Origin of the sequence: Citrobacter sp. RHBSTW-00017 (assembly GCF_013797615.1) — a bacterium.
In the GTDB taxonomy this organism is placed as follows: Bacteria; Pseudomonadota; Gammaproteobacteria; order Enterobacterales; family Enterobacteriaceae; genus Citrobacter; species Citrobacter braakii.
Map to the genome: position 1 here is coordinate 4,362,106 of NZ_CP056899.1, position 26,127 is coordinate 4,388,232.

23 protein-coding genes are annotated in these 26,127 nt (G+C 54.9%); 10 read left to right on the forward strand and 13 right to left on the reverse strand.

Annotation, left to right across the window (positions count from 1 at the left end; all coding sequences use genetic code 11):
• Positions 1-84: 84 nt before the first annotated feature.
• The 4 genes from treB (at position 85) to nrdG (ending at position 6,393) form a co-directional block, all read left to right on the forward strand.
• The gene (gene treB / locus HV037_RS21025; RefSeq protein WP_103283424.1) at positions 85-1,503 is read left to right on the forward strand and encodes a PTS trehalose transporter subunit IIBC; all 1,419 of its coding nucleotides are present in this window, start codon (positions 85-87) and stop codon (positions 1,501-1,503) included.
• A 49-nt stretch (positions 1,504-1,552) separates the two neighbouring features.
• A complete protein-coding gene (gene treC / locus HV037_RS21030) occupies positions 1,553-3,205 on the forward strand; it encodes an alpha,alpha-phosphotrehalase (RefSeq protein WP_103283423.1) in 1,653 nt (550 codons plus the stop codon).
• A 409-nt stretch (positions 3,206-3,614) separates the two neighbouring features.
• Complete coding sequence (nrdD, locus tag HV037_RS21035) at positions 3,615-5,753, forward strand: anaerobic ribonucleoside-triphosphate reductase (RefSeq protein ID WP_016151477.1); 2,139 nt, start codon at positions 3,615-3,617, stop codon at positions 5,751-5,753.
• Between the two features lie 175 nt (positions 5,754-5,928).
• On the forward strand, positions 5,929-6,393 hold the full coding sequence (gene nrdG, locus HV037_RS21040) for an anaerobic ribonucleoside-triphosphate reductase-activating protein (protein WP_016151476.1): 465 nt from the start codon (positions 5,929-5,931) through the stop codon (positions 6,391-6,393).
• 21 nt (positions 6,394-6,414) lie between these two features.
• Here the strand turns inward: nrdG and HV037_RS21045 are convergent, their stop codons facing one another.
• The 13 genes from HV037_RS21045 to tssB form a co-directional block, all read right to left on the reverse strand.
• A complete protein-coding gene (locus HV037_RS21045; RefSeq protein WP_049270665.1) occupies positions 6,415-6,936 on the reverse strand; it encodes a hypothetical protein in 522 nt (173 codons plus the stop codon).
• Positions 6,936-8,900 carry a type VI secretion system tip protein TssI/VgrG gene (tssI, locus tag HV037_RS21050; protein WP_103283422.1) on the reverse strand — a complete coding sequence of 655 codons (1,965 nt, stop codon included), beginning with the start codon at positions 8,898-8,900 and terminating at the stop codon, positions 6,936-6,938. Before tssI ends, HV037_RS21045 begins: the two co-directional genes overlap by 1 nt.
• 27 nt (positions 8,901-8,927) lie before the next feature.
• Positions 8,928-9,209: a type II toxin-antitoxin system RelE/ParE family toxin gene (locus tag HV037_RS21055; RefSeq protein ID WP_019078244.1), complete on the reverse strand. Its 282-nt coding sequence runs from the start codon at positions 9,207-9,209 to the stop codon at positions 8,928-8,930.
• A complete protein-coding gene (locus HV037_RS21060) occupies positions 9,199-9,447 on the reverse strand; it encodes a plasmid stabilization protein (protein ID WP_103283421.1) in 249 nt (82 codons plus the stop codon). The genes HV037_RS21055 and HV037_RS21060 overlap by 11 nt, the downstream gene beginning before the upstream one ends.
• Before the next feature lie 97 nt (positions 9,448-9,544).
• Positions 9,545-9,673 (reverse strand): hypothetical protein, encoded by a 129-nt coding sequence (locus HV037_RS24765; RefSeq protein ID WP_016155557.1) that lies wholly within the window; start codon positions 9,671-9,673, stop codon positions 9,545-9,547.
• Between the two features lie 68 nt (positions 9,674-9,741).
• Positions 9,742-10,215: a hypothetical protein gene (locus HV037_RS21065; protein WP_016155556.1), complete on the reverse strand. Its 474-nt coding sequence runs from the start codon at positions 10,213-10,215 to the stop codon at positions 9,742-9,744.
• Between the two features lie 42 nt (positions 10,216-10,257).
• Positions 10,258-12,759, reverse strand: a complete 2,502-nt coding sequence (gene tssH, locus HV037_RS21070) for a type VI secretion system ATPase TssH (RefSeq protein WP_103283420.1) — start codon at positions 12,757-12,759, stop codon at positions 10,258-10,260.
• Positions 12,750-13,697 carry a type VI secretion system baseplate subunit TssG gene (tssG, locus tag HV037_RS21075; RefSeq protein WP_103284439.1) on the reverse strand — a complete coding sequence of 316 codons (948 nt, stop codon included), beginning with the start codon at positions 13,695-13,697 and terminating at the stop codon, positions 12,750-12,752. The genes tssH and tssG overlap by 10 nt, the downstream gene beginning before the upstream one ends.
• Entirely contained in the window at positions 13,661-15,382 is a 1,722-nt protein-coding gene (tssF, locus tag HV037_RS21080; RefSeq protein WP_047414727.1) for a type VI secretion system baseplate subunit TssF, read from the reverse strand. Before tssF ends, tssG begins: the two co-directional genes overlap by 37 nt.
• 19 nt (positions 15,383-15,401) lie before the next feature.
• Positions 15,402-15,782: a GPW/gp25 family protein gene (locus tag HV037_RS21085; RefSeq protein WP_019078239.1), complete on the reverse strand. Its 381-nt coding sequence runs from the start codon at positions 15,780-15,782 to the stop codon at positions 15,402-15,404.
• Positions 15,782-16,267 (reverse strand): Hcp family type VI secretion system effector, encoded by a 486-nt coding sequence (locus HV037_RS21090; RefSeq protein WP_016155551.1) that lies wholly within the window; start codon positions 16,265-16,267, stop codon positions 15,782-15,784. Before HV037_RS21090 ends, HV037_RS21085 begins: the two co-directional genes overlap by 1 nt.
• 18 nt (positions 16,268-16,285) lie before the next feature.
• Complete coding sequence (tssC, locus tag HV037_RS21095) at positions 16,286-17,767, reverse strand: type VI secretion system contractile sheath large subunit (protein WP_016155550.1); 1,482 nt, start codon at positions 17,765-17,767, stop codon at positions 16,286-16,288.
• Positions 17,768-17,786: 19 nt separating this feature from the next.
• Positions 17,787-18,299 carry a type VI secretion system contractile sheath small subunit gene (gene tssB, locus HV037_RS21100; RefSeq protein ID WP_016155549.1) on the reverse strand — a complete coding sequence of 171 codons (513 nt, stop codon included), beginning with the start codon at positions 18,297-18,299 and terminating at the stop codon, positions 17,787-17,789.
• A 466-nt stretch (positions 18,300-18,765) separates the two neighbouring features.
• On the opposite strand from tssB, the gene HV037_RS21105 reads away from it, so the two are divergent.
• Genes HV037_RS21105 through HV037_RS21130 form a run of 6 tightly spaced genes read left to right on the forward strand, consistent with a single transcriptional unit; the run spans position 18,766 to position 26,061 of the window.
• A complete protein-coding gene (locus tag HV037_RS21105) occupies positions 18,766-19,134 on the forward strand; it encodes a T6SS protein Cts2N (RefSeq protein WP_233896679.1) in 369 nt (122 codons plus the stop codon).
• A gap of 14 nt (positions 19,135-19,148) precedes the next feature.
• Complete coding sequence (gene tssK, locus HV037_RS21110) at positions 19,149-20,486, forward strand: type VI secretion system baseplate subunit TssK (protein WP_103283418.1); 1,338 nt, start codon at positions 19,149-19,151, stop codon at positions 20,484-20,486.
• Positions 20,467-21,216: a DotU family type IV/VI secretion system protein gene (locus HV037_RS21115; RefSeq protein ID WP_103283417.1), complete on the forward strand. Its 750-nt coding sequence runs from the start codon at positions 20,467-20,469 to the stop codon at positions 21,214-21,216. Before tssK ends, HV037_RS21115 begins: the two co-directional genes overlap by 20 nt.
• A complete protein-coding gene (locus HV037_RS21120; protein ID WP_103283416.1) occupies positions 21,213-24,752 on the forward strand; it encodes a type VI secretion protein IcmF/TssM N-terminal domain-containing protein in 3,540 nt (1,179 codons plus the stop codon). The genes HV037_RS21115 and HV037_RS21120 overlap by 4 nt, the downstream gene beginning before the upstream one ends.
• A complete protein-coding gene (locus HV037_RS21125) occupies positions 24,749-25,672 on the forward strand; it encodes a type VI secretion system ImpA family N-terminal domain-containing protein (RefSeq protein ID WP_249414953.1) in 924 nt (307 codons plus the stop codon). Before HV037_RS21120 ends, HV037_RS21125 begins: the two co-directional genes overlap by 4 nt.
• Positions 25,669-26,061, forward strand: a complete 393-nt coding sequence (locus tag HV037_RS21130) for a DUF4280 domain-containing protein (protein ID WP_016155543.1) — start codon at positions 25,669-25,671, stop codon at positions 26,059-26,061. The genes HV037_RS21125 and HV037_RS21130 overlap by 4 nt, the downstream gene beginning before the upstream one ends.
• The last annotated feature ends 66 nt before the right edge of the window (positions 26,062-26,127 follow it).

A 26,127-nucleotide genomic window follows, 5' to 3' on the forward strand; every position in this document is an offset into this window, starting at 1 on the left:
ATATACTCTGGCCACAGCAACGAGAGAGTTGCCAGATGGCGATGCTAAAACGTCTTATCCGGCCTACGGGGAACACACATCATCATGAGCAAAATAAAACAAGCAGACATCGACCGGCTGATTGAGCTGGTAGGCGGGCGCGACAATATCGCCACGGTAAGTCACTGCATTACTCGCCTGCGTTTTGTGCTGAATCAACCTGCGAATGCCAGGCCAAAAGAGATCGAACAGTTGCCGATGGTCAAAGGCTGCTTCACCAACGCCGGGCAGTTTCAGGTGGTGATTGGTACCGAAGTGGGCGATTACTACAAAGCGCTACTGGCGACAACCGGTCAGGCCAGCGCCGACAAAGAGCAGGCGAAAAAAGCCGCGCGGCAGAATATGAAATGGCACGAACAGCTGATTTCTCATTTTGCGGAGATCTTCTTCCCGCTGCTGCCAGCGCTGATTAGCGGCGGCTTGATCTTGGGGTTCCGTAATGTGATTGGCGATCTGCCCATGAGCAACGGGCAGACGCTGGCGCAGATGCATCCTTCGCTGAAAACTCTTTACGACTTCCTGTGGCTAATTGGCGAAGCGATCTTCTTCTATCTGCCGGTCGGGATCTGCTGGTCGGCAGTGAAGAAAATGGGCGGTACGCCGATCCTCGGTATTGTGCTGGGTGTGACCCTGGTTTCACCGCAGCTAATGAACGCCTATCTACTCGGTCAACAGGTACCGGAAGTGTGGAACTTCGGCCTGTTCAGCATTGAGAAAGTGGGCTATCAGGCACAGGTTATTCCGGCACTGCTGGCCGGTCTGGCGCTCGGGTTTATTGAAACACGCATGAAAAGCATCGTCCCGGATTATCTGTATCTGGTGATCGTCCCGGTGTGCTCGTTGATCCTCGCGGTATTCCTCGCGCACGCCTTTATTGGTCCGTTTGGCCGCATGATCGGCGACGGTGTCGCGTTTGCGGTCCGTCACCTGCTGACCGGCAGCTTTGCCCCGATTGGCGCAGCGCTGTTCGGCTTCCTGTATGCCCCGCTGGTGATAACCGGCGTGCATCAGACCACGCTGGCTATCGACATGCAGATGATTCAGAGCATGGGCGGTACGCCGGTATGGCCGCTGATCGCACTGTCGAATATCGCTCAGGCCTCTGCGGTAGTCGGGATCATCATCTCCAGTCGCAAACACAATGAACGTGAAATCTCCGTTCCTGCCGCGATCTCCGCCTATCTCGGGGTCACTGAACCGGCCATGTACGGGATCAACCTGAAATACCGCTTCCCGATGCTGTGCGCGATGATCGGTTCCGGTCTCGCCGGACTGCTGTGCGGCCTGAACGGTGTGCTGGCGAACGGAATTGGCGTCGGCGGTTTGCCAGGCATCCTCTCCATCCAGCCGACTTACTGGCAGGTATTTGGCATGGCAATGGTCATTGCGATTGTTATCCCCATGGTACTGACCTCATTCGTTTATCAGCGTAAACACCGTATGGGCACACTACAAATTGTCTAACTTTTCTTCGGGGCGCAGTTGCGCCCCATCGTATTTCCAGGAAACAACCATGAATATTCCCCACTGGTGGCAAAACGGCGTCATCTATCAGGTTTACCCCAAGAGTTTTCAGGACACCACCGGCAGCGGCACCGGCGATTTACGCGGCGTGACGCAGCGTCTCGGCTATCTGCAAACGCTGGGGGTTGATGCCATCTGGCTAACGCCGTTCTATATTTCGCCGCAGGTTGATAACGGCTACGACGTCGCGGATTACATGTCTGTCGATCCGGCCTACGGAACGCTTGCAGACTTTGACGAACTGGTGGCGCAGGCGAAAGCGCGCGGTATCCGTATTATTCTCGATATGGTGTTTAACCACACTTCAACCCAGCACCCCTGGTTTCGCGAGGCGCTGGATAAAGACAGCCCGTATCGTCAGTTTTACCTCTGGCGCGACGGTACGCCAGACAGTCTCCCGAATAACTGGCGCTCCAAATTTGGCGGCAGCGCCTGGGGCTGGCACGCCGAAAGCGAGCAGTACTATCTGCACCTCTTTGCTCCGGAGCAGGCAGACCTGAACTGGGAGAACCCGGCGGTCCGCGCCGAGCTAAAAAAAGTGTGCGAGTTCTGGGCCGATCGCGGCGTGGACGGGCTGCGTCTCGACGTGGTGAATCTTATCTCTAAAGATCAGGACTTCCCGAGCGATCCCGACGGCGATGGGCGGCGTTTTTATACCGACGGCCCGCGTGCGCATGCGTTTTTACGTGAAATGAATCGCGACGTCTTCACGCCCCGCGGCCTGATGACGGTCGGAGAAATGTCCTCCACCACGCTGGAAAACTGCCAGCAGTACGCCGCACTCGATGGCAGCGAACTGTCGATGACCTTCAACTTCCACCACCTGAAAGTGGATTACCCCAACGGTGAGAAGTGGACGTTAGCCAAACCCGACTATGTGGCGCTCAAAACCCTGTTTCGCCACTGGCAACAAGGCATGCACAATCAGGCCTGGAACGCGCTGTTCTGGTGTAACCACGACCAGCCACGCATCGTGTCGCGTTTTGGCGATGAAGGTAAATACCGCGTTCCGGCCGCAAAAATGCTGGCGATGGTGCTGCACGGTATGCAGGGCACGCCCTACATCTACCAGGGTGAAGAGATCGGCATGACCAATCCGCACTTCCGCCAGATTACCGATTATCGCGATGTGGAAAGCTATAACATGTTTGCCGCCCTGAACGGCCAGGGGCGCGATGCGCAAGAGCTGCTGGCGATCCTCGCCAGTAAATCGCGCGATAACAGCCGCACGCCGATGCAGTGGGATGCCAGCAAACACGCGGGCTTCACCCAGGGTGAGCCGTGGATCAATCTGTGCGACAACGCAGCGGATATCAACGTGGCGGCAGCGCTGCGCGATACCGACTCGGTGTTCTATACCTATCAGAAGCTGATCGCATTGCGTAAAGCAGAGCCGGTTATCACCTGGGGCGACTATCAGGATCTGCTACCGGGCAGCCCGCATCTGTGGTGCTATCAACGTGAATGGCAAGGACAGCGGTTGCTGGTCATTGCTAATCTGAGCGATACCTTCCAGAGCTGGCAGCCGACCCAGACCGACGGCAACTGGCAGGTGCTGATGCACAACTATGCCGAGGTCGCCAGCCAACCCACAGACATGACGCTGCGTCCTTTTGAAGCCGTCTGGTGGTTGCAAAAATAGCTTGCAATTATGTTCAGGCCCGGTACGCATAACGCTGCCGGGCTTTGATGCCTACGCTCAGCTTACCTTTCTGTTTTTGTTGAATAATTAATCAGAATTTTCTGCCCACAATTTACAATCGTCTGTAGTGCCCGTCATCTGTACGCTCCGATTTTTACTTTGCGCTACATCAAATAAATCGTAAACATCCTTGATGCAAATCACTACATATAGAACTTAAAATGCACGCCGACCCAATATGTTGTATTAATCGACTACAATTGCTACAACTACAGTGCACCGCTTCACGGTGGAATTGTGGATAAAGTGGGTCAGGATTGCGGGAAGTCATTGGCAATAGAGATGAATAAAGCCCTGATGGCCTCCCCAACCTCTGTGGATAACCTGTTCTTATAAATATGGAGTGATCATGACACCGCATGTGATGAAACGAGATGGCTGTAAAGTGCCGTTTAAATCAGAGCGCATCAAAGAAGCCATTCTGCGTGCAGCTAAAGCAGCGGGAGTCGATGACGCAGATTACTGTGCCACCGTCGCAGAAGTCGTTAGTAGCCAGATGAATGAGCGCAGCAAGGTCGATATCAACGAGATCCAGACAGCGGTAGAAAACCAGCTAATGTCTGGCCCGTACAAACAACTCGCCCGTGCGTACATCGAATATCGCCACGACCGTGATATCCAGCGTGAAAAACGTGGCCGTCTGAACCAGGAAATTCGTGGTCTGGTTGAGCAAACCAACTCTGCTCTGCTGAATGAAAATGCCAACAAAGACAGCAAAGTGATCCCGACCCAGCGCGACCTGCTGGCCGGTATCGTTGCCAAACACTATGCGCGTCAGCACCTGCTGCCGCGTGATGTCGTCCAGGCGCACGAGCGTGGTGATATTCACTATCACGATCTCGACTACTCTCCGTTCTTCCCAATGTTTAACTGCATGCTGATCGACCTGAAAGGCATGCTGACGCAGGGCTTTAAGATGGGTAACGCGGAGATTGAACCGCCAAAATCCATCTCTACCGCGACCGCCGTCACCGCGCAAATTATCGCGCAGGTCGCCAGCCATATTTATGGCGGCACCACCATTAACCGTATTGATGAAGTTCTCGCGCCGTTCGTTACCGAGAGCTTTAATAAACATCGTAAAACCGCTGAAGAGTGGCAGATCCCGGACGCCGACGGTTATGCCCATTCCCGTACCGAGAAAGAGTGCTACGACGCATTCCAGTCTCTCGAGTATGAAGTGAACACCCTGCATACCGCCAACGGTCAGACGCCGTTCGTGACCTTTGGTTTTGGCCTGGGAACCAGCTGGGAATCGCGTTTGATCCAGCAGTCCATTCTGCGTAACCGTATTGCCGGCTTGGGTAAAAATCGTAAAACCGCAGTGTTCCCGAAACTGGTGTTCGCGATTCGTGACGGTCTGAACCACAAGTTTGGCGATCCGAACTACGACATCAAGCAGCTGGCACTGGAGTGCGCGAGCAAGCGTATGTATCCGGACATCCTGAACTACGATCAGGTGGTCAAAGTGACCGGCTCGTTCAAAACGCCAATGGGCTGTCGCAGCTTCCTCGGCGTGTGGGAAAACGAGAACGGCGAGCAGATTCACGACGGACGTAACAACCTCGGCGTTATCAGCCTCAACCTGCCGCGTATCGCGCTGGAAGCGCATGGCGATGAAGCCACCTTCTGGAAACTGCTTGACGATCGTCTGGTGCTGGCGCGTAAAGCGCTGATGACCCGCATTGCGCGCCTGGAAGGCGTGAAGGCCCGCGTGGCGCCAATTCTGTATATGGAAGGGGCCTGCGGCGTGCGTCTGAAAGCGGACGATGACGTGTCAGAAATCTTTAAAAATGGTCGCGCATCCATCTCTCTGGGCTACATCGGTATTCACGAAACCATCAATGCGCTGTTTGGCGACAAGCATGTGTATGACAGCGAGCAGCTGCGCGCCAAAGGTATCGCCATTGTGGAACGCCTGCGCCAAGCGGTCGATCAGTGGAAAGACGAAACTGGCTACGGCTTTAGCCTGTACAGCACGCCAAGTGAAAACCTGTGCGACCGTTTCTGCCGTCTGGATACCGCCGAATTTGGCGTGGTCCCGGGCGTGACCGACAAAGGCTACTACACCAACAGCTTCCACCTCGACGTGGAGAAGAAGGTTAACCCGTACGACAAGATCGATTTCGAAGCGCCGTACCCGCCGCTGGCAAGCGGGGGCTTCATTTGCTACGGCGAATACCCGAATATTCAGCACAACCTGAAAGCGCTGGAAGACGTCTGGGATTACAGCTATCAGCACGTGCCCTATTACGGGACCAACACGCCAATCGATGAATGCTACGAGTGCGGCTTTACCGGTGAATTTGAGTGCACCAGCAAAGGCTTTACCTGCCCGAAATGTGGTAACCACGACGCCGCCCGCGTATCGGTCACCCGCCGCGTCTGCGGTTATTTAGGCAGCCCGGACGCACGTCCGTTTAACGCCGGTAAGCAGGAAGAAGTGAAGCGCCGCGTTAAGCATTTAGGGAACGGGCAGATCGGTTAATTTAGACGATTTTATTGCCCGGCGATGCGACGCTTTTCGGGCCATTATTTCCGCAACGCAATTCACGTCATAGCAAGGCAGCAAATGAGTAAGTCCCGGGGAGCTTACATAAGTAAGTGACTCGGGCGCACGAACGCAGCTATGGCGCGAATTGATAAACGGATGAGAAGCGCAAATGAATTACCATCAGTATTACCCTGTCGACATCGTTAACGGTCCCGGAACCCGCTGCACGCTGTTTGTTTCCGGATGCGTGCATGAATGCCCCGGTTGCTATAACAAAAGCACCTGGCGGCTCAATTCCGGCCAGCCGTTTAGCAAAGAGATGGAAGACAAGATCATTGCCGATCTGAACGACACGCGTATTCACCGTCAGGGGATCTCGCTCTCCGGCGGCGATCCGCTGCATCCACAAAACGTGCCGGATATTCTGCAACTGGTGCAGCGCATTCGCGCTGAGTGTCCGGGAAAAGACATCTGGGTGTGGACCGGCTACAAGCTCGATGAACTCGATGCCGCGCAAATGCAGGTTGTCGATCTCATCAACGTGCTGGTCGATGGCAAATACGTACAGGATCTTAAAGACCCGGCGCTAATCTGGCGCGGGAGCAGCAACCAGGTTGTACATCATTTGCGTTAACACGCGCTCTGGAGAGGCTTTTCACAGCCTCTCCGTCCATTTACTCATTCGCGATTGCGCTTTACCACGGGCATCAATGGCACGCCCATCCGGTAGCCAGCGCTCCACTTCTCCCTCCTGTTTTCCCTGTTCATAAGATTGCCGCTGGGCTGGCGCGCCGTCCGGGTAAAACTGCTCGCTGAGCGAGTGACGCAACCCGTGCCGCCACTGTTCGCGTATCTGCAACTGGCCGGAAGGATAAAAGCTGCAGCATTCACCGTGCAGTTGACCATCAAGCCACTGCTCTTCACGTATCAGCGCTCCCTCTTCTGAAAAATAACGTGCCACGCCCTGTGCCAGACCATCGCGATAGCTCTGCTGCATGGCAAGCTGGCCGTTGGCATGCCAGCTTTCAATCTCGCCATGCAACGCGCCCTGCCGATAGCGCAGCACCGACAGCAGCCGACCATGCTCTTCGATCCGCATTTCGCCGTTCAGCAGACCGTCGGTCAGCTCGGCCTGAAAGCAGGTACTCTCCTGCTGATGTTCCAACACTTCACGCATCAGTTAATTTTCACCATCCCGCCTTTGATGGTCAACATGCCACCGCCGTCCACTGTCTGGGTGGCGCTGGCCTTGCTGGTGAGCGTGGCTTTTGCTTCGTGGGTTATCGTCGCGGCTTTTTGCGTCAGCGAGGCTTTGGCTTCGCTGGCGATGTTGGTGGCGTCCAGTTTCAGACCCGATGCGGCGCTGGCGCTGAGATCCGCTCCGCTTTTCACTTTCAGGGTTTTGCCGCTCTCCAGGGTAAGCGAACCGCTGACCTTAATCGTCAGATTGCCGTCGACATTAAGCGTATAATCCCCTTTCACCTTGTGCGTCTCGTTGCCGTCCACTGCCAGTTCCTGATCGCCCTTCACCGTCACGCTGCGTTTGTCTTTCACCTCCAGCGTGTCGCTGCCCTTCTCAATCTTGACCGTGCGGTTACCCTTTTTCAGGGTGACGGTTTCGTTGCCCTCTTCAACGGTACGTGTGCGGTCGTTTTTGACGTTCTGAATATCGTCATGGCTGATAGTCGTTTTGCTGTCGTTGAGCACCGTAAGTTGGAAGTCTTTCTGCGCCTGCATCGCCAGCAGCTCGGCATCTTTTTTGTCGTCGAAGCGCAGTTCGTTAAAACCTTTTTCACTTTTGGTCTTAATGCCCGACTGGGTTTGATTCGCCGGAAGTGCGTACGGCAGTGCATTCGCGCCGTTGTACACACAGCCGGTAATGAGCGGCTTATCCGGGTCGCCATCGATAAAGCTCACCACCACTTCCTGGCCGATGCGCGGGATAAACTGCGCGCCGAAGCCGTTGCCGCTCCAGGCGGTGGCGACCCGCAGCCAGCAGGAGCTGGTTTCGTCGTTTTTGCCCTCTCTGTCCCACGGGAACTGCACCTTCACCCGACCAAGCTTATCAGTCCAGATTTCTTCTCCGCTTTTACCCACCACCACCGCTGTTTGCGTATGCATAAAAGGCTGCGGCGTCACGGCGAGCGGACGGTACGGCGTGGCCTTCGGGATGGCGGTAAAGCGGTTGCGATAGCGCTCGCCGTCGTATTCGTGGCTGACGGCGATGACCAGCCAGTCGATGTTCAATGCTTTGTCATAGTGATCGGTCAAAGTAAACCAGTGCCCGGCGGTCAGCGCCGCGCAGTCGCTTTCGCCGACCAGCTGTTTCGCCTGCGCCTTCAGGGCGTTAACTTTCCACGCCGCCAGCGCGTCGCCTTCGGCTTTAACGCTAAAACGCCCCGGATGCTGATACTGCATACCACCCTTCTTCTCACCAGCCAGCGCGAACAGCGCCGCTTTCGGCTGCTCGTAGTTATAGTCGCTGCTCTGGAAGCCCTGCGCGGTGGCCTGCAAACGCAGCTCTGCCGAGCGAATCGCCCCGGTTTCCCGCTCGCCGCTCTGTGCCGCCTGATACTTGACCTTTTTCTCACCCGCTATCGGCGGGAAGGCGCTGTTATCATCCGCCAGCACCAGCGTGTGTTTGCCTTCCTTATGGGTGAAGAACCAGAAAATGCCCTCCTGCTCCAGCAGCCGCGAGACAAAATTAAAATCGCTTTCGTTGTATTGCAGGCAGTATTCGCGCTTTTCTGATTTAGTTTTGAGTTTGAACTGATAATCGGTAAATCCGGCGTCCTTAAACACCTTCTCGACGATCTCCTGCGCGCTGAGGTTCTGAAACACGCGGTTATTGCTGGCAAGCGTCAGCCACCACAGCCACGGGCGCAGCACAAACTGATAGCGATCGGCGTTACTGGTCGCCGGAAGCTGGTGCGCCTCGGCAATCAATCCGTCGTAGTCGGCGCTGTTGATGGTGGCGGTCAGATGGGTCGCCAGCGCAGTATCGAGAGTCAACGGCGCGGAGGTGGTTCCCGCGACGGTCGCGGTGGTCAAACTGTTAAGTTGGGAATCGGTGTGCACAGTGGCGGCGGTAAGGCCGGTCAGGGCTGGGGCGGTGAGTGTGATAATGGTGGTATCTGGCATGGGGAAATTCCTTTTTCAACGATAGCGCTAGCGCCGGTTAGCCTGATGATAAACCTCATCACCATCACGTCTGCCCACTGCGATCACAAGAACGACAACCTGCTCGTCCTCGACCTGATAGACCAGACGATACCCGGCACTGCGAAGCTTGATTTTGTAACGGTGTAATTTGCCGGAAAGGCGGGCGGCAGGGACATGGGGATTTTCCAGCCGCTCCGCCAGTTTCTTTTTGAACTGCTCGCGTAATGCAGGGGAAAGCTTGCGCCACTCCTTGAGCGCAATATCTAAAAACTCCAGGTTATAGGTCATTTAAAGACACCTTTATTCGCTTTCCATCTTCACGTTCGTCGGCGATACGGTTCAGCTCGGCGTCTTCTACCAGCTCCAGCAGATACGCATAAACCGCAGGCGGCACGCAGTAAAACGCTGGCTCATTGCGGTTCAGAATCGCCACCGCTTCACCCTCCCCGGCGTTGACTGTCCCCATTGGGTTACGTTTCAGGTCGGTGATACTGGCAGCGGTTTTGGTCAGGATATGAAATGGCATGGTGTTTTCCTCGTTAATGAGGTTTTAGTATAGACCATTAAAAGCACCTTTATAAGCATCATTAATGATGCTTATAACCATGATGTGTGGTTCGTTGTCAGGTTAACGGCGCGGAGGTGGTTCCTGCGATGGTGACGATGGTCAGGCCGTTAAGTTGGAAGTCGGTGTGCGCGGTGGTGGCGGTAAGGACCGGAGCGGTGAGTTTGATAATGGTGGTGTTGGGCATGGGAGAGTCCTTATTATATAATTTCAGTCATATTAAACATTTGTAATAAACAAAAATTCTTCATATATTCACTGATAAAGAGATTTATCAAACTGCCCGTCCAATAAAAAAAGCTCTCTAACTCTAATAAGGTCCTCCGGAGGGTAAATGCACATACGATTAGTAATTAGCAAATCACTAAAGCTTAACTTTCCATCAACTAAAATAGCTTTTCTTGCAAATGCTATCTTATTTGCCTCAATATAATTACAATGAATCTCCATTTGTGTCATAGCATTCGCCTTTGCTCCCTGCGTAGCATGATGCTGATACAGCCATTCCAATATATCTACCCCTGAAGCTACAACCGCATACACATAGCCACCATAACGAGCTGCATAATCCATTGCAATTAGTAGCTCTTTCGTTGTAGAAATACCACCTGTAGCTTGCCCGCCAGGATGAACTATAATCCCGCCAGTATATCTGGGATGAAATCCTTCTTCAAAAATCACCTCGGGGCCACGCAAATCAGCTCTAAATAGCACTCTGTTTCTAAACATATTTCTCATCCAGATAAATTTTAATTTAAATTATACAAAGTATTATCTCATCACTTCCCCAACCACCAGATTCTCAACATCTCTGGCCCCCACGCCCTTACATTTCTCCATCACTCTTTCCACCAATCCATCCTCCATATTTAATTTATCCCCCGTCGCCACAAAATATCTCTGTGATAACTTTTCCAATTTAGCCAACACAATTCCCTTCAATATTTCTTCATCCAGTGCCCGATAGGCCACCGTGGTCATCCGCGCTAAAAACGCCGGACGAAAATGGGTTAATAATTCTGCTCGCAAATCTTCGTTAAACCGCTCGCTGTTTAATTCAGCCGCAGGCGTGTCGAGAATCAGCTCCGCGCCGACGTTGCTGGTCGCCAGCATCACCGTGTTTTTGAAATCAACAATCAGCCCGGTGCCGTCTTCCATTACGCCTTTGTCGAAGACGTTATAGAACGCCTCCAGCACGTCCGGGTGCGCCTTTTCGATTTCGTCGAGCAGTACCACCGAATAAGGTCGACGGCGCATCGCTTCGGTTAACGCCCCGCCGCTGCCGTAGCCCACGTAGCCCGGCGGCGCGCCTTTCAGCTGGCTGACGGTGTGCGCCTCCTGATATTCAGACAGATTAATGGTGATCAGATTACGTTCGCCGCCGTACAGGGCATCCGCCAGCGCATAGGCGGTTTCGGTTTTGCCCACACCGGTTGGCCCCACCAGCAGGAACACGCCGACCGGCTTTTGCGGGTCGGTCAGACCGCTGCGATAAGCACGTAAACGCTGGGCGATAGTCTCCAGCGCCGCCTGCTGCCCCATCACCCGCTCGCTCATTCGCTCAACCAACGTGCGCAGGGCGTGGGCTTCGTCGGTCAGCATCTGGCCGATAGGGATACCGGTCCAGCCGCCAATCACCGCCGCTACCGTGGCGGTATCCACGCAGTCCGGCACCAGCGGCACTTCGTCGCGCAGCTGCGCAGCGGCGGTTTCCAGTTTGCCGATCAGCGCCGCGCACTCCACCAGCTCTTGCTCCAGTTCCTCATCATCGTCCAGCCGTTCGCTGAGATCCAGCATCCGCTGGCGCGTGGACAGCAGTTCACCGACCCGCTGACGCTCATCCTGCCAACGTCCTTCCACTTCCCGCGCCTGAATGTGCAGTTTCTCCGCCAGCGCCTCCAGTTCACAAAGCCTGTCGTGATGATCGACGCCCACCAGCAACTCGCGGTTGAGGCGTTCACTCTCTTCTTCGATGGCCGCCTGCTGCTGACGGATCCCCTCAAGCTGGGGCGGCACGTCATGCTGCGCCAGCGCCACTCTGGCGCAGGCAGTGTCGAGCACGCTGATGGCTTTGTCCGGCAATTGACGCCCGGAGATGTAACGCTGGGAGAGGCGCACCGCTTCGCGGATCGCGGTATCCAGAATTTGCACACCGTGATGCGCCTCCAGCTTGTCGGCCACCGCGCGCAGCATGATCACCGCGCTATTTTCGTCCGGCTCTTCAATCTGGATACGCTGAAAACGTCGGTCCAGCGCCGGATCCTTCTCGAAATATTTTTTGTACTCCTGCCATGTGGTGGCGGCGATGGTGCGCAGTTCCCCACGCGCCAGCGCCGGTTTCAGCAGGTTGGCGGCATCACTGCCCCCCTCGGCACCGCCCGCGCCTATCAGCGTGTGGGCTTCGTCGATAAATAAAATGATCGGCTGCGGGGATTTTTTTACCGCGTCGATTACGCCGCGCAAACGCTGTTCAAACTCGCCTTTCACGCCCGCTCTCGCCTGCAACAAGCCAAGATCGAGAGCCAGCAGAGCGACATCACGCAACGGCGGCGGCACGCTGGCTTCGGCAATGCGTCGCGCCAGCCCTTCGGCGACGGCGGTTTTGCCCACACCTGGCGCCCCCACCAGAATCGGGTTGTTTTGCCTGCGACGCAGCAGGATGTCGATACACTGGCGGATCTCCGCGTCGCGCCCGATGATCGGATCGATCCGCCCTTCCCGCGCGTCACGAGTCAGATCGTGCGTGTATTGATCCAGTACCCCGCCTTCACGCTTCGGGGATTCTCCCTTGTCAGGGTCTGCAGCCTCCTCAACGGAGTTGCGACACCAGGTCTGCCACTGGCTTTCCAGCTCCGCAGCCGGAAGCTGTAACAACAGTGGCATTCCCTGCGCCAACTGGGTACGCAGCCGTTCTCGGGTGAGTAAGGTCAGGAGCAATAAGGCCGAACGAACCAGAGGAATACGCTGGAATGTCGCCTGCAAAATCGCCCCTTCCAGTAGCTCTATCAGTTGTACGGAAAACACCGGCATCCGCGTACAGCCCGCTTTGAACTGCGCCTGAGCACGCTGGATCTCTTCACGTAACGTATCGGTGGAGATAGCCGCGTTGCTCAGGCAATACGCTAAATCACAGTGTTCATCATCCAGTAAAGCCAGCAGCATATGCTCCGGCTCAACGAACCAGTGTCCCTGCGCCCGGCTGCGTTCGGCGGCCTGTTCCAGCGCACGAAAACAAATGGGGTTCAGTCGTTTTACCAGCGCTTTCAAATCCATTTACTGTTCTCCTCAAGATGCTGTTGGCAATGGAACATGGCGGGCTTGCGCCCTGCCAGTTGCGCGGTATACCCCAGACGCGGCGGCGCAGCGCGGGTTAAGCGATGATCCAGCGTCAGGGTTGCGCGCATCATCAATTCCTGCGTTATTCCCGCGCCAAACCAGATTTCCGCTAACTTACTGAGCTGGAGAAAACCCTGACTGCCGGGTAAAAATTCGCGCCACTGCGTAGCGTTTTTAGCACGCAGATGCACCCGTAGCGCCGCATGCTGGTTCCATATTCGCCGACCGGCGACGCTATTGCGCCCCAGCCGACATCCCGTCCGGCTTATTGATGCCTGTGGCAAAGGCTGCCAGCGGCCGACAAATTCTTCGACATGCACGGTGACGTTCAGTACGGCCTCGACCAGCGCCACAAATCCAGCCGTAGAACGCCTGCGATTAGGCAGGTTGCCGCATTGCATCAGCAGACTCTGTACCTGCGCAGATTCATACTTTTCCATGGCGTCGAGCCTGAAACCACACAGCGCACGCATTACAGAAAGCCCTGGCGCATCTTCTCGCCTGGCGTAAGGCCTGGCCAGCCGATGCAGGCTCAGGCTACGGTAGTGATGTTGAAGAAAACGCTGTTGAAACATAAAGATAAAATCCTGCAGTGCGCTGTTTTTATCCTGCGTCGCCTGCTGTAGCCATTCCAGCCAGCCGTAGGGCAATACGCCATCCGCCCCCCCTGGCCCGAGGCTACGCACCTGCACAACGTCTTCGTTCAGCGAACTGACTTCCGCTGGGCTAAATGCCAGCCCCAGATCGCCCCGCAGTTCGGGCGTCTCACCCGCCGCTTCCAGGATGCGGACACACTGCTCCAGCGAGAAGCGCCACGGCTCGGCCTTAAGCTGGGCGATTACGCTATCAGCGTGGTCTGTTCGACGTCTGTCCATAGCGACAGCTCCTCTCCTTCGTCTTGCAATATCGTGTGGATAAAGCAGTTTGCGGTGGCATTACGCGCCAGAAAACGGGCAATAACGCCCGCAAACAACAGTCGGCTGCTTCCAGTAAAGGCTTGTGGATCGAGTTCCAGCGTCACCTTGATACCGTTATGCCAGCCGCGCCAGGCATCCCGCCCCCGATGCTCACTCACCCGTTGGCAACACATCTCGCGGATGCCATTGATCTGCTGCCAGACAGCGGGTGACGCAGAGGAAGGGGCATACAGGGCCAGCAGTTCTTTCAGCGAGTCCAGCGCGCTCTGACCTTCGTTCAATAAGAGATGGTTGAGCGCAAGCGTTGAGAGCAGTTTCCAGCGTGCATCTCGCTGCAACGCAGGCGCTGAAGGCGTGGTCGGCGTTCCCAGTAAATGCACCTGCGCAACCGGGCCGGGTACTTCAAAGGTTAGTGGCGTTCCCGCACAAAGCAGTGCGGCCTGCTCACCGTTGCTGCACCAGAGCGTCGCCGTCAGGCTCGCTTCTTCATCCGGCGCAAACGGGTCGAAACGGCTGTCCACCAGCGTTAACCACAACGCATTGCCCTGCTGGCGGTTGCGTCGTGCATGCCAGAACCAGCGGGACTCGCTATGCCCGTGAGCGGAATAATATGCAGGCACGCACCAGGCTTCTTCACGGCGGCTCATCCACAACGTCTGTACACGGTAGATCTGTACATGTTGATCATGATGATCGGCCACCAGCCGATGCTCGCTGCGAATATGCCCGGCGATCAGCGGCTCAGAGGTCCGGGTGAACAGGTTAACGATAGGCACACACCCCAAACGAATATCACCCGAGTGAATATGCTGCGCCCCCGGCGGAGCGCGATCGAAAGGAATACACAAGATCATGCCGTCGCCCTCCCCCGAAGGCGGCAGCGGCAAATCGAAATACATCAGCGCCTGCGGGCTGTTCATCCAGGCACTGAGCGCCAGCACGCTGGACTCTACGCCCGGTTCGCAGGGCAAAATCTTTTCGGCATTCAGCAGGCCAATGGGATGTGGGCGCAGCGGCCCAATGACATGGGCGTACAACAAATCAAATAGCGTGGCGTTGATTTGCGGCGAACCGCTGAGATGAATGCGTAACTGTGTAACCGCCAACGTCGAAAACTGATGTGGCGGCAGACAACGTAGCTGAATACGCAATGCGCCGCGCGCCCTCGTCAGCCCGGTTAATTGCCGGGCCTGCGCCGCATCGCACCAGGTAACATCGTCAATCTCAATAGGCCACAGCGTTTGCGCCAGCGCGGTACGCCACCAGATCGTTTTACCGCTTTGCGTTAACGCGTAAAGCGGCGTTCCGGCAGGAAGGGCGTAACCCTGACTCAAATCACCTGCCAGCGGATCCGCAGTAAAACTGGCGGTAGCTGTGGAAGGGAAAGGGCGTATCGAATGAGGTGAGAGCTGCTCCAGCAGCGATTCACACAGTTCACCAAAACCATCATCAAGGCGCTGATGCAATTTGGCGCTTTGCAGGGCGAAACCTTCTAAAAGCCTTTCAACGTGGGGATCCGGGCAATCAAATTCGCTCAGCCGCAGACGAGAGGCAACGTGCGGGTGCCGCCGGGCGAACTCGCCGCTGGCGGTACGCAACCATCTCAACTCCTGCAAATAGTCTTCCAGCAATCGATCATCCATTGATCTTCTCCTGCGATAGTCATCGCCAGCTGCCGTGCAGATACGTTAGATCCAGCGTCAACGGATCGTCGTCGTGCCACAACATCACCTCGAGATGCAGCGCCAGCGTCTGATGATGCGCATCTTTCACGCTGACAGTTAGCGCCTGAATCCGCGGCTCGTTGCGTAAAATGGCTGCGCGTAGCTGGCGACAATACCAGTTAAGCACCCGCTCATCGCCCGCGTTACATCCGTGCCATTCCGGGACGCCCCAGCTAAGCAACAGCGGTAGTGCGTCATCATCCGTAGGGGCTCGGGAGTTGAATAATCGATTCAACTCCCGGCACACCGACTCTCGTGGGCTTATCTCCTCATCCAGCAGCCTGTCGAATAGCGCAACCGGGATGAAAGGCTCCACCATTAGCTGCCTTTCTTATTCAGCGCCATATCCCAGACGGATGAACTGGTGCCCTGCTGGGTGCCTTCCGATTTCTGGGCGGTGATTTCCCATTTGATTTTGGTGAAGTTCAGCGACATCGTCTCTACCGGCTTACCGCCGGACCCGCCGCTGACGCTCAGGTGCGAGATCACCACGTTACTCAGGGTATAGACAATAAACGGCAGCATCGCGCTATTGTCGTTACGACAGAGCGTCAACTTCGCTTCTTTGATCACCTTCCCGCTACAGCAATACTCATTGAGCACCGGCGTGGCGAGATCGACAAACTTGGTCAGCGACATTTCACCCACGTGCGCCCGCCCGGAAGTACGTTCGGTATTACTGACGTCGTTAGTGACCTGCATCGCCACGTTATGGCTGTAGGACATGATCTCTATCTGATCTTTGAAGCCATCGGCCTGGCTTTCGCCTTTGATATCGTCAAGCTTTAAAAAAATCGCATCCATGGTCTATCTCCTTAGTAATCAAGCGGCAGCTGGCGGCGGCAGTTCAGCCACCAGACGAATTGAGGTGGTCAACTCTTCTAACTGGAAGTGCGGACGCAGGAATACAACGGCGCGATAAACGCCCGGTTTGCCGGGAACATCACTCACGTCCACCCGTGCTTCACGCAGCGGATAACGCGCTTTAATCTCCTGTGGCGCGCTGTCGCGCAGCAACACATAGTCAGCAATCCAGTTATTGAGGTAGCTCTCAACATCATCGCGGCTCATAAAGCTGCCGACCTTGTCGCGCATAATCACCTTCAGGTAATGCGCAAAACGGGAAGCGGCGAGGATGTAAGGCAGCATTGCGGAGATCCGCGCGTTGGCATTGGCCTCCGGGGTGTTGTAGATCCTTGCCTGATTGGTGGTCTGTCCGCCAAAGAACGCGGCGGTGTTGGTATTCTTCTTATGACACAGCACGATGAATCCCAGATCGTTAAGCTCCTTCTCACGCCTGTCGGTAATGGCTATTTCCGTCGGGCAGCGCAGGCTGATATCGCCGGATGGCGTGGAGAACGTATGCGCCGGGAGATCGGATACCAGGCCGCCGCCTTCCGCACCGCGGATCGCCGCACACCAGCCGTATAAGGCAAAAGCTTCGGTAATACGACTGGCCAGCATCCAGGCGGCATTGCCCCACAGATATTTGCTGGCATCAAGGCCGTCGACGTCCTCGATAAAGTTCACGCCTTCCACCGGCACCGTATCCGGGCCGTAAGGCAGGCGCTGCAACACGTGCGGCAGCACTAATGAGACATAGCGGGAGTCGTCGCTTTCGCGGAATGCCCGCCATTTAATCAGCTCGGTGCTTTCGAAGATCTTCGCCAGATCGCGCGGGACACCTAACTCGAGAAACGATCCCATATCAAACAAACGAGGACTGGCAGCGGCGATAAACGGCGCATGCGCGGCCGCCGCGACCTGGGAAAGTTTTTCCAGTAGCGCCACATCCTGCGGATGACGGCCAAACTCGAAATCACCGACCAGCACGCTATAGGGATTCCCCCCAAAAGTACCGTATTCATCCTCATACAATTTCTTAAACAACGTGCTCTGATCGAACTCAACCGCTTTTTCCAGATCGTCCTGCAGTTCTTTGCGCGAAACGTTTAGCAGACGTAATTTCAGTCGGGTACTGGTCTCCGTATTCATCACAAACTGATGCAGACCGCGCCAGGAGGCTTCCAGTTTCTGCATATCCGGGTGATGCAATACCTCATTCAACTGGCCGCTGATAAGCTCGTCGATCTGCGCGATGCGATGGTTGATCATCGCCACCGTATCGCTTCCTATCGCCATCCCTTCATCAAGAATTTGCGTCGCCAGTTCTTCCAGCATGTCACGCGCGTAGGTCTGTTGTAGCTCATCGCGCGCCATCCGCCCTTCCTGGATAATGCGATCCAGCACGCTCAGCGTGACCGTCTGTCCGCCGTTTTCAGCTTGTTCCTGAACATTTTCCATTGTTCTTCTCCTGATTCAGTTACGCGTTTTCAGCCGGTTTTTCTTCAACGATGGGTCTCAAAGCCTGAAGCTCGGCGTTATCGTTTACCACCTGCTGTAGCAGCGCATCCAAATCGTCGTTACCATCCAGTTTGGTGAGCAGATCGCGCAGACGCTGCCGGGCAAGAAACAGTCGCTGAAGGGGTTTAACCTGATTGATAATATTGAGTGGAGAAAAATCATCGAACTCGTTAAAGCACAGCTCAACGTTCAATTTGCTGCCATCATTAGCCAGACGATTTTCAACCTGTATCGCCAGACGAGGTGAGAGGGAGGAAAGCACATCGTCAAAATTATCACGGTCAATTTCGACAAATCGCCGCTCACGTAATTTAGCGGGTGGGCATGCGGGATGTCCGGATAAATCAGCTAAAATACCAACAACTAAGGGAAGCTCTTTCTTCTCAATCGCGCCACCTGTTTCCACATCATACGTTATTTGCACGCGCGGCGGCCTAATACGGTTGAGTTTATGCTGAATGCTCTCGGCCATATTTAATCCTTTTTATTGCAATAGTATCCCTGGCACGACATTTACCGCACCATTATTCGAAAAGTCATATTCATGAATAACTACCCGCAATATAAAAAACACAACACCCAATAAATATCAACTTAATTTTTTACTTTTCACACAAAAAAATAAATTGTTTGATAAAAATCAATTAACAAAAAATTAACCAATAAAAATCAACATGTTACAATTAAAATTGATTATAAAATAATGCTTTGCACTGAAAATATAAATTTAATGAATATTTAAATGTTAACAGATTTTATTACTTAAGATTCATCCAATGATGATTTAAGTCAAAAAAACAACCCCCGCCATTAATTACCTTATTAATGACAATATAAAAGGATTTTATATGACAAACGGCCTATTCCATTCAGCCAATATAATACTATTCAGTATTTTAATTTTACTGAGTAGCGGTTGTTCATTATGGCAAAACCGTGTGGCATTTAATGATGTGGTCATTGAAACCGCAGCAGATGCAAACGATAACACGCCAGTCGCCGTGGATATTGTCGCGATTGCCGATGATGCGTTACTGCCAACCGTACAATCGCTGAGTGCGACACAGTGGTTTAACGCCAAATCACAACTCCTGCGCGATAGCCCTGACGGGTTGCATGTCTGGTCGCTGGAGCTGGTGCCGGATTCGCGTTTTGTGACCAAAAGCTCCCCTCTGCACGGCGTTAAGGCAGAGGCAATTCTGCTGTTTGCCCGCTACAGCAGCGCAGGAGAACACCGATTAACACTGGAAAAAGCAGATTCACTGCATCTGTTACTAATGACGGATGAAGCCGTCCTGGCACCATGAACAAGGAAGGGACTATGAGCACAATTCCGGCAATGGTTTGCTGGTATGAAGGGATGGCAATGCTACCTCAACATTTCCAGTTGCAGGCATTGCGTAATGAAACACTTTGTGCCGCGCTCACCGGGTGCGCTAATCCGTGGTTCTGGGGCGTCAACCGGCTCCAGATTGACGAGGCTGCGCTGTGTGCAGGAACGCTGCGTATTTTGCGCCTGGAGGCGATGATGCCCGATGGCACGCCGGTCAATTATGACATTAGCGACGATTTATCGCTGGAGTTTGACTGCGCCCGCTTGCTGCCTGCCGCGCCAGACAGTGAACATATCCTTTGGCTGGCGCTGCCGCCGTTAAACCGTGCCGGACAGTGGCAGTTGATGAATAGCCGCTATCGCTCAGTCAACAGCGCCCCGCTACCTGACCTGAGTAGCGGTGAATTCCCCGAGAGCATTTCGCAATGGCAGCCCGTACCGCGTCTGGTTTGCCAGCACGATCGCGCTGATTTCGTCTGTCTGCCGCTGCTGCAGGTTGTGTATAGCGAAGGTGGATTTCGTCAGAGCGAGTGGTTTCCCCCCTCTCCCGCCTTCAACGAAGAGAGTTATCTGGCACGCCAAACCCGACAACTCTGCCTGCAGGCAAGAGAAAAAATTCTGTTTCTGAGCCGTGAAATGCAGTTGGCGCAACACGGACAACGCACCAACGACTGGCTATGGCTTACGCTGTCACTGCATAGTATCCAGGGGGCGTTGCCGCTGGTGGAAAGCTTGCTCAGCAGCGGGCGGCCACATCCACAGGATCTTTACCGCGCGCTGTGTCTCTTTATCGGACAAACGGCAATACTGACTCAGGATAAAACGCTGCCCCTGCTGCCAACCTTTGATTATCAGAACATGCTGCCCGCATTTGCCTCTCTTTTCACCGTACTGAAAAACCAGTTGGCGCATATTCATCGCCGCTATCAGCGGCTGAATTTCAGCAAGCTGGATAACTCTTTTTCACTGCAACTCCCTACAGATATCCACGCGGGAGAGCAGGTGGTGATAGGCCTGCTGATGCCCGGAGACAACGCCTCCAAAGCTGAAAAGTGGTTACAAATGAGTCTTATCACCAGCCAACCCTTTGTACCTGTTCTGCGTCGTCAGCGGATGCACGGGATGACTTTCACGTCGCTGGCTGCAGAGCAGAGCAGTGACTGGGAAATCGACGGCAAGGTGGCCCTGTTTACCCTGACCCTTACCATCCAGTGGTTTGAAAAAGGGACGCCGTTGGTTATTGCCCCATTGCATGAAACAGAGGATATGCCGCAGCAGATCATGCTCTACCGTCAGGAGGATCGCCATGACAATCGCCAATCCTGATATGCCTGCCAGCCGTCTGTTTGATGAGATTTACACCCGCTGGCTGGCGCAGTTTGAACGCTGGAAACGCACTCCGCTACCGCCAGATGAGTTGCATAATCAGGCCCTTGTATACGCCAGTCAGGTGGTAGAAGAGTATAACCGACGCCTGACCCGCGAACTGGGTTCGCCGTTTCAGCAGCAGATTGACGCGTCCGTTTATGCCCTGGTCGCGCTGATTGATGAGTCCGTACTCTATGGTGACTGGCCCGCGCTCTCCCTGTGGCACTCCTGCCCGCTGGAGTATCATTTGTGGCAAACCCATAGCGCTGGGGACCAGATCCCCCGCCAGATCACCGCTCTGCTCAATGAACGTAACCCAGGAAAGCGGGATTTAGCCGCGCTGTATTTGCGCTGCCTGACGCTGGGGTTTGGTTCCCGACGTGGCGATTTTAACCTGCAGAATCATCAGGAAACCTGCCGCCTGCTGTGGCATTTTGCCTTTCAGCATGACGCTCAGCTCAGTGATATTGCCGAACGCATGGAATCGACCGCGCTGGGGACGCCTTTACACCTTCCGGCGCATCGCCGCCTGCCAGACAATTCGCGCCTGCATCTCATCGCCCTCGTAATACTTTTGGCGTTATTGCTGTTGAGTCAGCGACTGTGGCTAAGTATTGAAGATGCCATCGGCGTAAATTCGCTGCCAGATTTCCCGGTAACCCAGTCCTGCCAGGGAGATGATAAGTGACGCAACCCTGGCTTACGCTACTGATTATTCTCCTGGTGCTGTTGGCGATGACTCTCTGGTGCGTCTGGTGGCAATGGGAATACCGAAACGATACGTTCAACCGTGCGCAAAAGGAGATCCAGCGAGCCTGTACCAGTCAGGATCCTTACGACAGCGTGCGAATCCTGATGCTTGGCGACGAAGAGGATAACCGTCTGCTGTGCCGCAGTTGGTCACTTACCGACGGCCAGGAATACTGGTTCGGGCAATGGTGGTTTAATCCTCAGTGCAGCCTTCTGTGCCTGCCGCAAACGCTACAAACCGTTGGGAAGAAGCGGCTAATCCGTCAGAATGACTGGCAGAAGACGCTGTCTGCGTTGGTGAAAAGCCGCCCCCAGCGACCACTGGATGCACTGATTATCACCCTTTCATTAGAGACGCTGCATGACGATGATACCGTCCGCGCCAGCTTATTGCATAACTGTCAGCAGTTGCAGCAGGTGTGCGGACTGAGTCTGCCAATTTACCTGATCATCAGCGGCATGGAATCACTGGAAGGTACAGCCGATCTGCTGGAGCTATTGCCGGAAGATGCTCGCCGCAGTCCGATTGGCAGCACGATTCCGGTCGCCAGAGAAGCCATTTGGAAACCGCAGTGGATCGACAATGCGCTGGACAATACCCGGACTTCGCTGCGGCTGTTCATCACCGAGCTTGGCGCGCTGCGAGGCAACACGCCGGAGGAATTATTCCGCTTGCCAGAAAGCTTCCCGCCGCTTGCCGCACCATTGCATGACGCTTTTGACGCCCTGTTTAACAGTCATGCCCGCGATGAGCCACCGCAGCTGCGCGGGATCTGGTTTGTTGCCCGTACGCTGGACCATGACAAACCACAGATGCAGTTTTGTCAGTCGCTACTGAGCAGCAAAATTACCGCTGAGCGCGGTCTCGCGCTTCCGGTGCGCCGTTTGCTGCGCGTGAATTTACGCCGCCATTTCATCACTCTCGCGTGCTATAGCTGCCTTTGCGTTCTTTGGCTTGTCGCGATGACCTGGAGTTGGCAATACCAGCACACCCATGCCGTACTATTGCACGATCGTCTGCAGGTCCTCGCCACAGCCGTCCGGGCCGATATCACTGGTGAGCGTTCCACCGCACTGTACTGGCGCGTTCTCAATGGCATTCCACAGTGGCAGTTTCGTTCCATCGTCTGGCCCGGCTCGCTGTTCAGCCGCACCGATACAAAATTGCGCGAGACGTTTAACAACGTCACCCTGGCTAGCCTGCTGGTACCAGCCACCAACAGTATCTGCCTGCAAAATCACAATGAAAGGGGCTTTGAGCAGGACGATTTGCTACCCGAAGAGCGTTACCGGCAAATTCAGAACTTGCTCACTCAGGCAAAACAAATGGAGTCGCGCTATTTGCCGTTGCTACAATTAATGCAGATGAAGCAACCGACTGTGCAGACGTTGGCAAACGTCAGCGCCAGCGTTTGGGGCGTGACCGTTGACACCGACTCTTTACCCTCCCAGGAAAAGCTCAACGAGATGTTTGCCACTCTCAATCTCTCGCGTCTGAAATTACCCGACGCTAGCGAGCTGACTCAGCGCAACAGCGTACTTTTTTCTCACGAAACCATGCGCTGGCTGGAGCAAAACTATGGCAATACCAGCCTGGATAACAACGAAGAGCAGCTCGAACAACTGTTGGCGCTGTTTGGCAATGGCACCGGGGTTACCCCCTTGTTCGTCCGCTCGCTGGTCCGCCAGGTCAGCCGCTTACAAGCAACACTGACGACCATTAATAACCTGAGTCGTGACGCAACAAATTCGCCAATCAGACTGCCACTGGATGAGCTGCTCACGCAGGCACGAACCCTTAGGCTTATCGACAACAGCGTGGTTCAGGAACTGCTCCGCCACGAAACCCTACTGCGCCAACGCTTTCTGGCGCAGGTTGATGGCTCCAGGCTGCACTTCTCCTCATTAACCGAGCAATCCCCGGAAGGACAATTCAGCGTATCGCCGGATCTTCTGGCATTACAAAAAAGCTTGCGTGATTTACTTAACCAACCCTTCTGGCAGCAGGGGGCAAGCCAGCCTACCGAGCTCTCCGTCGGTTATCCTGGCAACCTGCAACTTCAGCAGGCGCTGGCGATGTATGGCGGATTTGAACGATTTATGCAGCAGCTTCCAGACAGCATCTGGCGACCTAAAATCATCATGCTGGCGCGACAGGCGGTGGAAAACGCCATACGTCAGACGCTATACACAGGGGCCACCGGAACCCCGGATAACAGCAATGTCAGCACCGCCAGCGCGGATTACATCATTGAAGCCTTCAACCAGCTTAATCGTCCTCAGCTTGCCATCGCATTGCGCCAACAAACGGCGGCCCAGGTGATTGCACGGGTGCGTCAGGACGGCGGCGCGTTACTTCCGCCGATTACCCCTCCGGCGGTCAATTACGCGACGACAGAACAGGCGCAGGCCAGCGGACAGAAAATTATCGGATGGGCTAGCGCCCAGGCAGAACAAATCTCTGGCGCATTAACCCGCTATAAGCAGGATATTGACTGGCTCGATAAACAGCGCCCATGGCTAAGCGCGACGGATAACCAGCTTATCGTTCGCTGGAGCAGTTCACTGGCAACAATGCAACGGTTGCAGCAGCAGGATCCTGGCAGTCCACCGATGCAAATGACCACTCTTGCCGCCGCGTTACCCACACTTTCCGCCCAGAATTGCCAGAGTGAACTGGCGCAGTTTCGCAGCGCTGGCGCTAACGATTTTTACAGCCAATCGCTGAACGCGCTGGTAAACGCATCATGGCAAAAATGTCAGCAGTTACGCCAACAAGCCAGCATTGGCGCGGTACAGAAGATCTTCAATCTGTACAACACCTGGCTTGCAGGGCGCTTCCCGTTTACCGCCGCGGCACACGCACCGGATGCAGATGTCGATCGGGTACGTGAACTGACTCTTTTACTGGCGCAACTCCCCGCCGAAACGCTATCCGAACAGCCGCCACTCATTCAACAACTGGCAGCGGCACAGCCGTTACTGTCGGCGTTGGTCAGCCCTGAAGGCGTGACGTTACGGGTTATCTGGCGGACCTCACGCAACCATGAGGCTGGCGCGGATCAGATTGCCGACTGGCGGCTTGTCGGTAATCAACAATCGATTAGCTACCCCGGCGGCACAACTGACCTGCACTGGCGCAGCAGCGATAGTCTAAACTTTAGTCTGCGTTGGGCAGCCAATTCCGCATGGCGTCCAATGCCAGGCCTGTCACAGACAGGCGTAACGGTAAGCGGTGATACTGGTCGTTGGCGCTGGCAGGGAGCGTGGGCACTGCTCAGGATGATTGAACAACAGCGCGTAGGTGGCGCGCCGACGCAACCGCTGCCGCTGCGTTTTTCGCTCCCCGTGGGCGATGGTCAGAAGCAATTGCAGTCAACCGTATTTTGGCAGGTCACGTTGTTAGATGCACAAAGCAAAGCGCCGCTACCATGGATACCGCTTACCGAGCAGGGATTATCAGGAGGAAAATGATGGAACATATTGAGGCATTACTGGCCCCCATTCAGGCGGATAATCCGTGCGGGGACTCTATCCGTTATTCACCAGAGTTCGACCAGTTGGTCGCCGCCCGCCAGCAGGATGACGAAACGCTGCCCACCGGCGTCTGGCAAAGTACGCCGCGCCGCGCCGACTGGGATGAAGTCGCCAAAATCGCCACTGTGCTGACGAAAACGCTCAGTAAGGATCTGGTCATTATGAGCTGGTTGGGTGAGGCATGGATTAGAGTTCACGGCTTAGCAGCCCTGCCCAATGCGCTGGAATTAGTGACCCTGGCGCTGGAGCAATACCCGGAGCAATTACATCCTAAAATTAAAGAAGGTGACTATGACTATCGCGCCGCGCCACTATGCTGGATAGCGCAACATTACGCCACGCTGGTCGCTGAAGCCCCGCTGTTTATAGCTCATGGGGAAAACATCTCCCTGACCCAGTGGCAGCAGGGAAAATTAGCTGACGTTCCGCTGCCTGGCGCGGACGAGGCCACCATATTATCCCTGACATCCAGCATGGAGTGGCTCCAACGGCTCAACAACGTCTGTCAGAGTTGGCCTACCGAATCGGCACCTTCATTCAAGACACTTGAGCAAAAAATCAAGACCTGTCTGCAGGCGTTGGGCAACACCTTGCCGGAACAGTCGCCACCTGTCGGGCAAGAAACTGCATCAACGGTCAGCAACGGTGCCACGTTTCTTCACCGCGAAGAGGCATATCAGATGATTAAACAGGTAGCCGATTATCTGGCGCGTACCGAGCCCCACAGTCCGGTACCGTATCTACTGCAGCGGGCCTATATCTGGGGACATACGCCACTACCAGAACTGCTCAATGAACTGATTACTGGTGATGAGTCCGCTCGCCGACTGTGGAGACAATTGGGGGTACTGCCATGAGTTGTCCTGCCGTATGTACAGGCGCAATGCTGCACTGCTCGTTTGGCATAGCGCCCGCCACACTGAACGTGTTGCCCACCAGCCGAACTATCGTCAACAGCCTGCCGATGGCGAATATTATGGATAACAAACCATTTGTAAACATTCTGCCGTTCGGGATGTGCAACAGCATCGCCAACCCGACCGTTGCTGCCGCAACCGCCGCGGCGCTCGGCGTGCTGACGCCAATGCCGTGCATTCCTGCCACCATTGCGCCATGGATGCCCGGTTCACCGACGATAATAGTCGGCAATGCGCCGGCTCTTACTGCGCAATCGCAGTTAATGTGCGCCTGGGGTGGGTTGATTCAAATTAGCTTTCCCGGGCAGTTAACGACCGTCGTCGCGTGATGTTATCCTCTTGAAATTAAGGGTAACAGTTGCAGGAGACGACGCAGCAAGATAGTTGCAGCGTCG

Coding starts and splice junctions, on each gene's coding strand:
- HV037_RS21045 (WP_049270665.1), bottom strand. CDS start 6,936: ATGCGTGAAGTGTTGGAACATCAGCAGGAGAGTACCTGCTTTCAGGCC.
- HV037_RS21125 (WP_249414953.1), top strand. CDS start 24,749: ATGATGGAACATATTGAGGCATTACTGGCCCCCATTCAGGCGGATAAT.
- tssI (WP_103283422.1), bottom strand. CDS start 8,900: ATGCCAGATACCACCATTATCACACTCACCGCCCCAGCCCTGACCGGC.
- tssG (WP_103284439.1), bottom strand. CDS start 13,697: ATGGACAGACGTCGAACAGACCACGCTGATAGCGTAATCGCCCAGCTT.
- tssB (WP_016155549.1), bottom strand. CDS start 18,299: ATGGCCGAGAGCATTCAGCATAAACTCAACCGTATTAGGCCGCCGCGC.
- tssC (WP_016155550.1), bottom strand. CDS start 17,767: ATGGAAAATGTTCAGGAACAAGCTGAAAACGGCGGACAGACGGTCACG.
- nrdG (WP_016151476.1), top strand. CDS start 5,929: ATGAATTACCATCAGTATTACCCTGTCGACATCGTTAACGGTCCCGGA.
- tssK (WP_103283418.1), top strand. CDS start 19,149: ATGAGCACAATTCCGGCAATGGTTTGCTGGTATGAAGGGATGGCAATG.
- nrdD (WP_016151477.1), top strand. CDS start 3,615: ATGACACCGCATGTGATGAAACGAGATGGCTGTAAAGTGCCGTTTAAA.
- treB (WP_103283424.1), top strand. CDS start 85: ATGAGCAAAATAAAACAAGCAGACATCGACCGGCTGATTGAGCTGGTA.
- HV037_RS21060 (WP_103283421.1), bottom strand. CDS start 9,447: ATGCCATTTCATATCCTGACCAAAACCGCTGCCAGTATCACCGACCTG.
- tssH (WP_103283420.1), bottom strand. CDS start 12,759: ATGGATTTGAAAGCGCTGGTAAAACGACTGAACCCCATTTGTTTTCGT.
- HV037_RS21115 (WP_103283417.1), top strand. CDS start 20,467: ATGACAATCGCCAATCCTGATATGCCTGCCAGCCGTCTGTTTGATGAG.
- HV037_RS21085 (WP_019078239.1), bottom strand. CDS start 15,782: ATGGTGGAGCCTTTCATCCCGGTTGCGCTATTCGACAGGCTGCTGGAT.
- treC (WP_103283423.1), top strand. CDS start 1,553: ATGAATATTCCCCACTGGTGGCAAAACGGCGTCATCTATCAGGTTTAC.
- HV037_RS21055 (WP_019078244.1), bottom strand. CDS start 9,209: ATGACCTATAACCTGGAGTTTTTAGATATTGCGCTCAAGGAGTGGCGC.
- HV037_RS21065 (WP_016155556.1), bottom strand. CDS start 10,215: ATGTTTAGAAACAGAGTGCTATTTAGAGCTGATTTGCGTGGCCCCGAG.
- HV037_RS21130 (WP_016155543.1), top strand. CDS start 25,669: ATGAGTTGTCCTGCCGTATGTACAGGCGCAATGCTGCACTGCTCGTTT.
- HV037_RS24765 (WP_016155557.1), bottom strand. CDS start 9,673: ATGCCCAACACCACCATTATCAAACTCACCGCTCCGGTCCTTACCGCC.
- HV037_RS21090 (WP_016155551.1), bottom strand. CDS start 16,267: ATGGATGCGATTTTTTTAAAGCTTGACGATATCAAAGGCGAAAGCCAG.
- tssF (WP_047414727.1), bottom strand. CDS start 15,382: ATGGATGATCGATTGCTGGAAGACTATTTGCAGGAGTTGAGATGGTTG.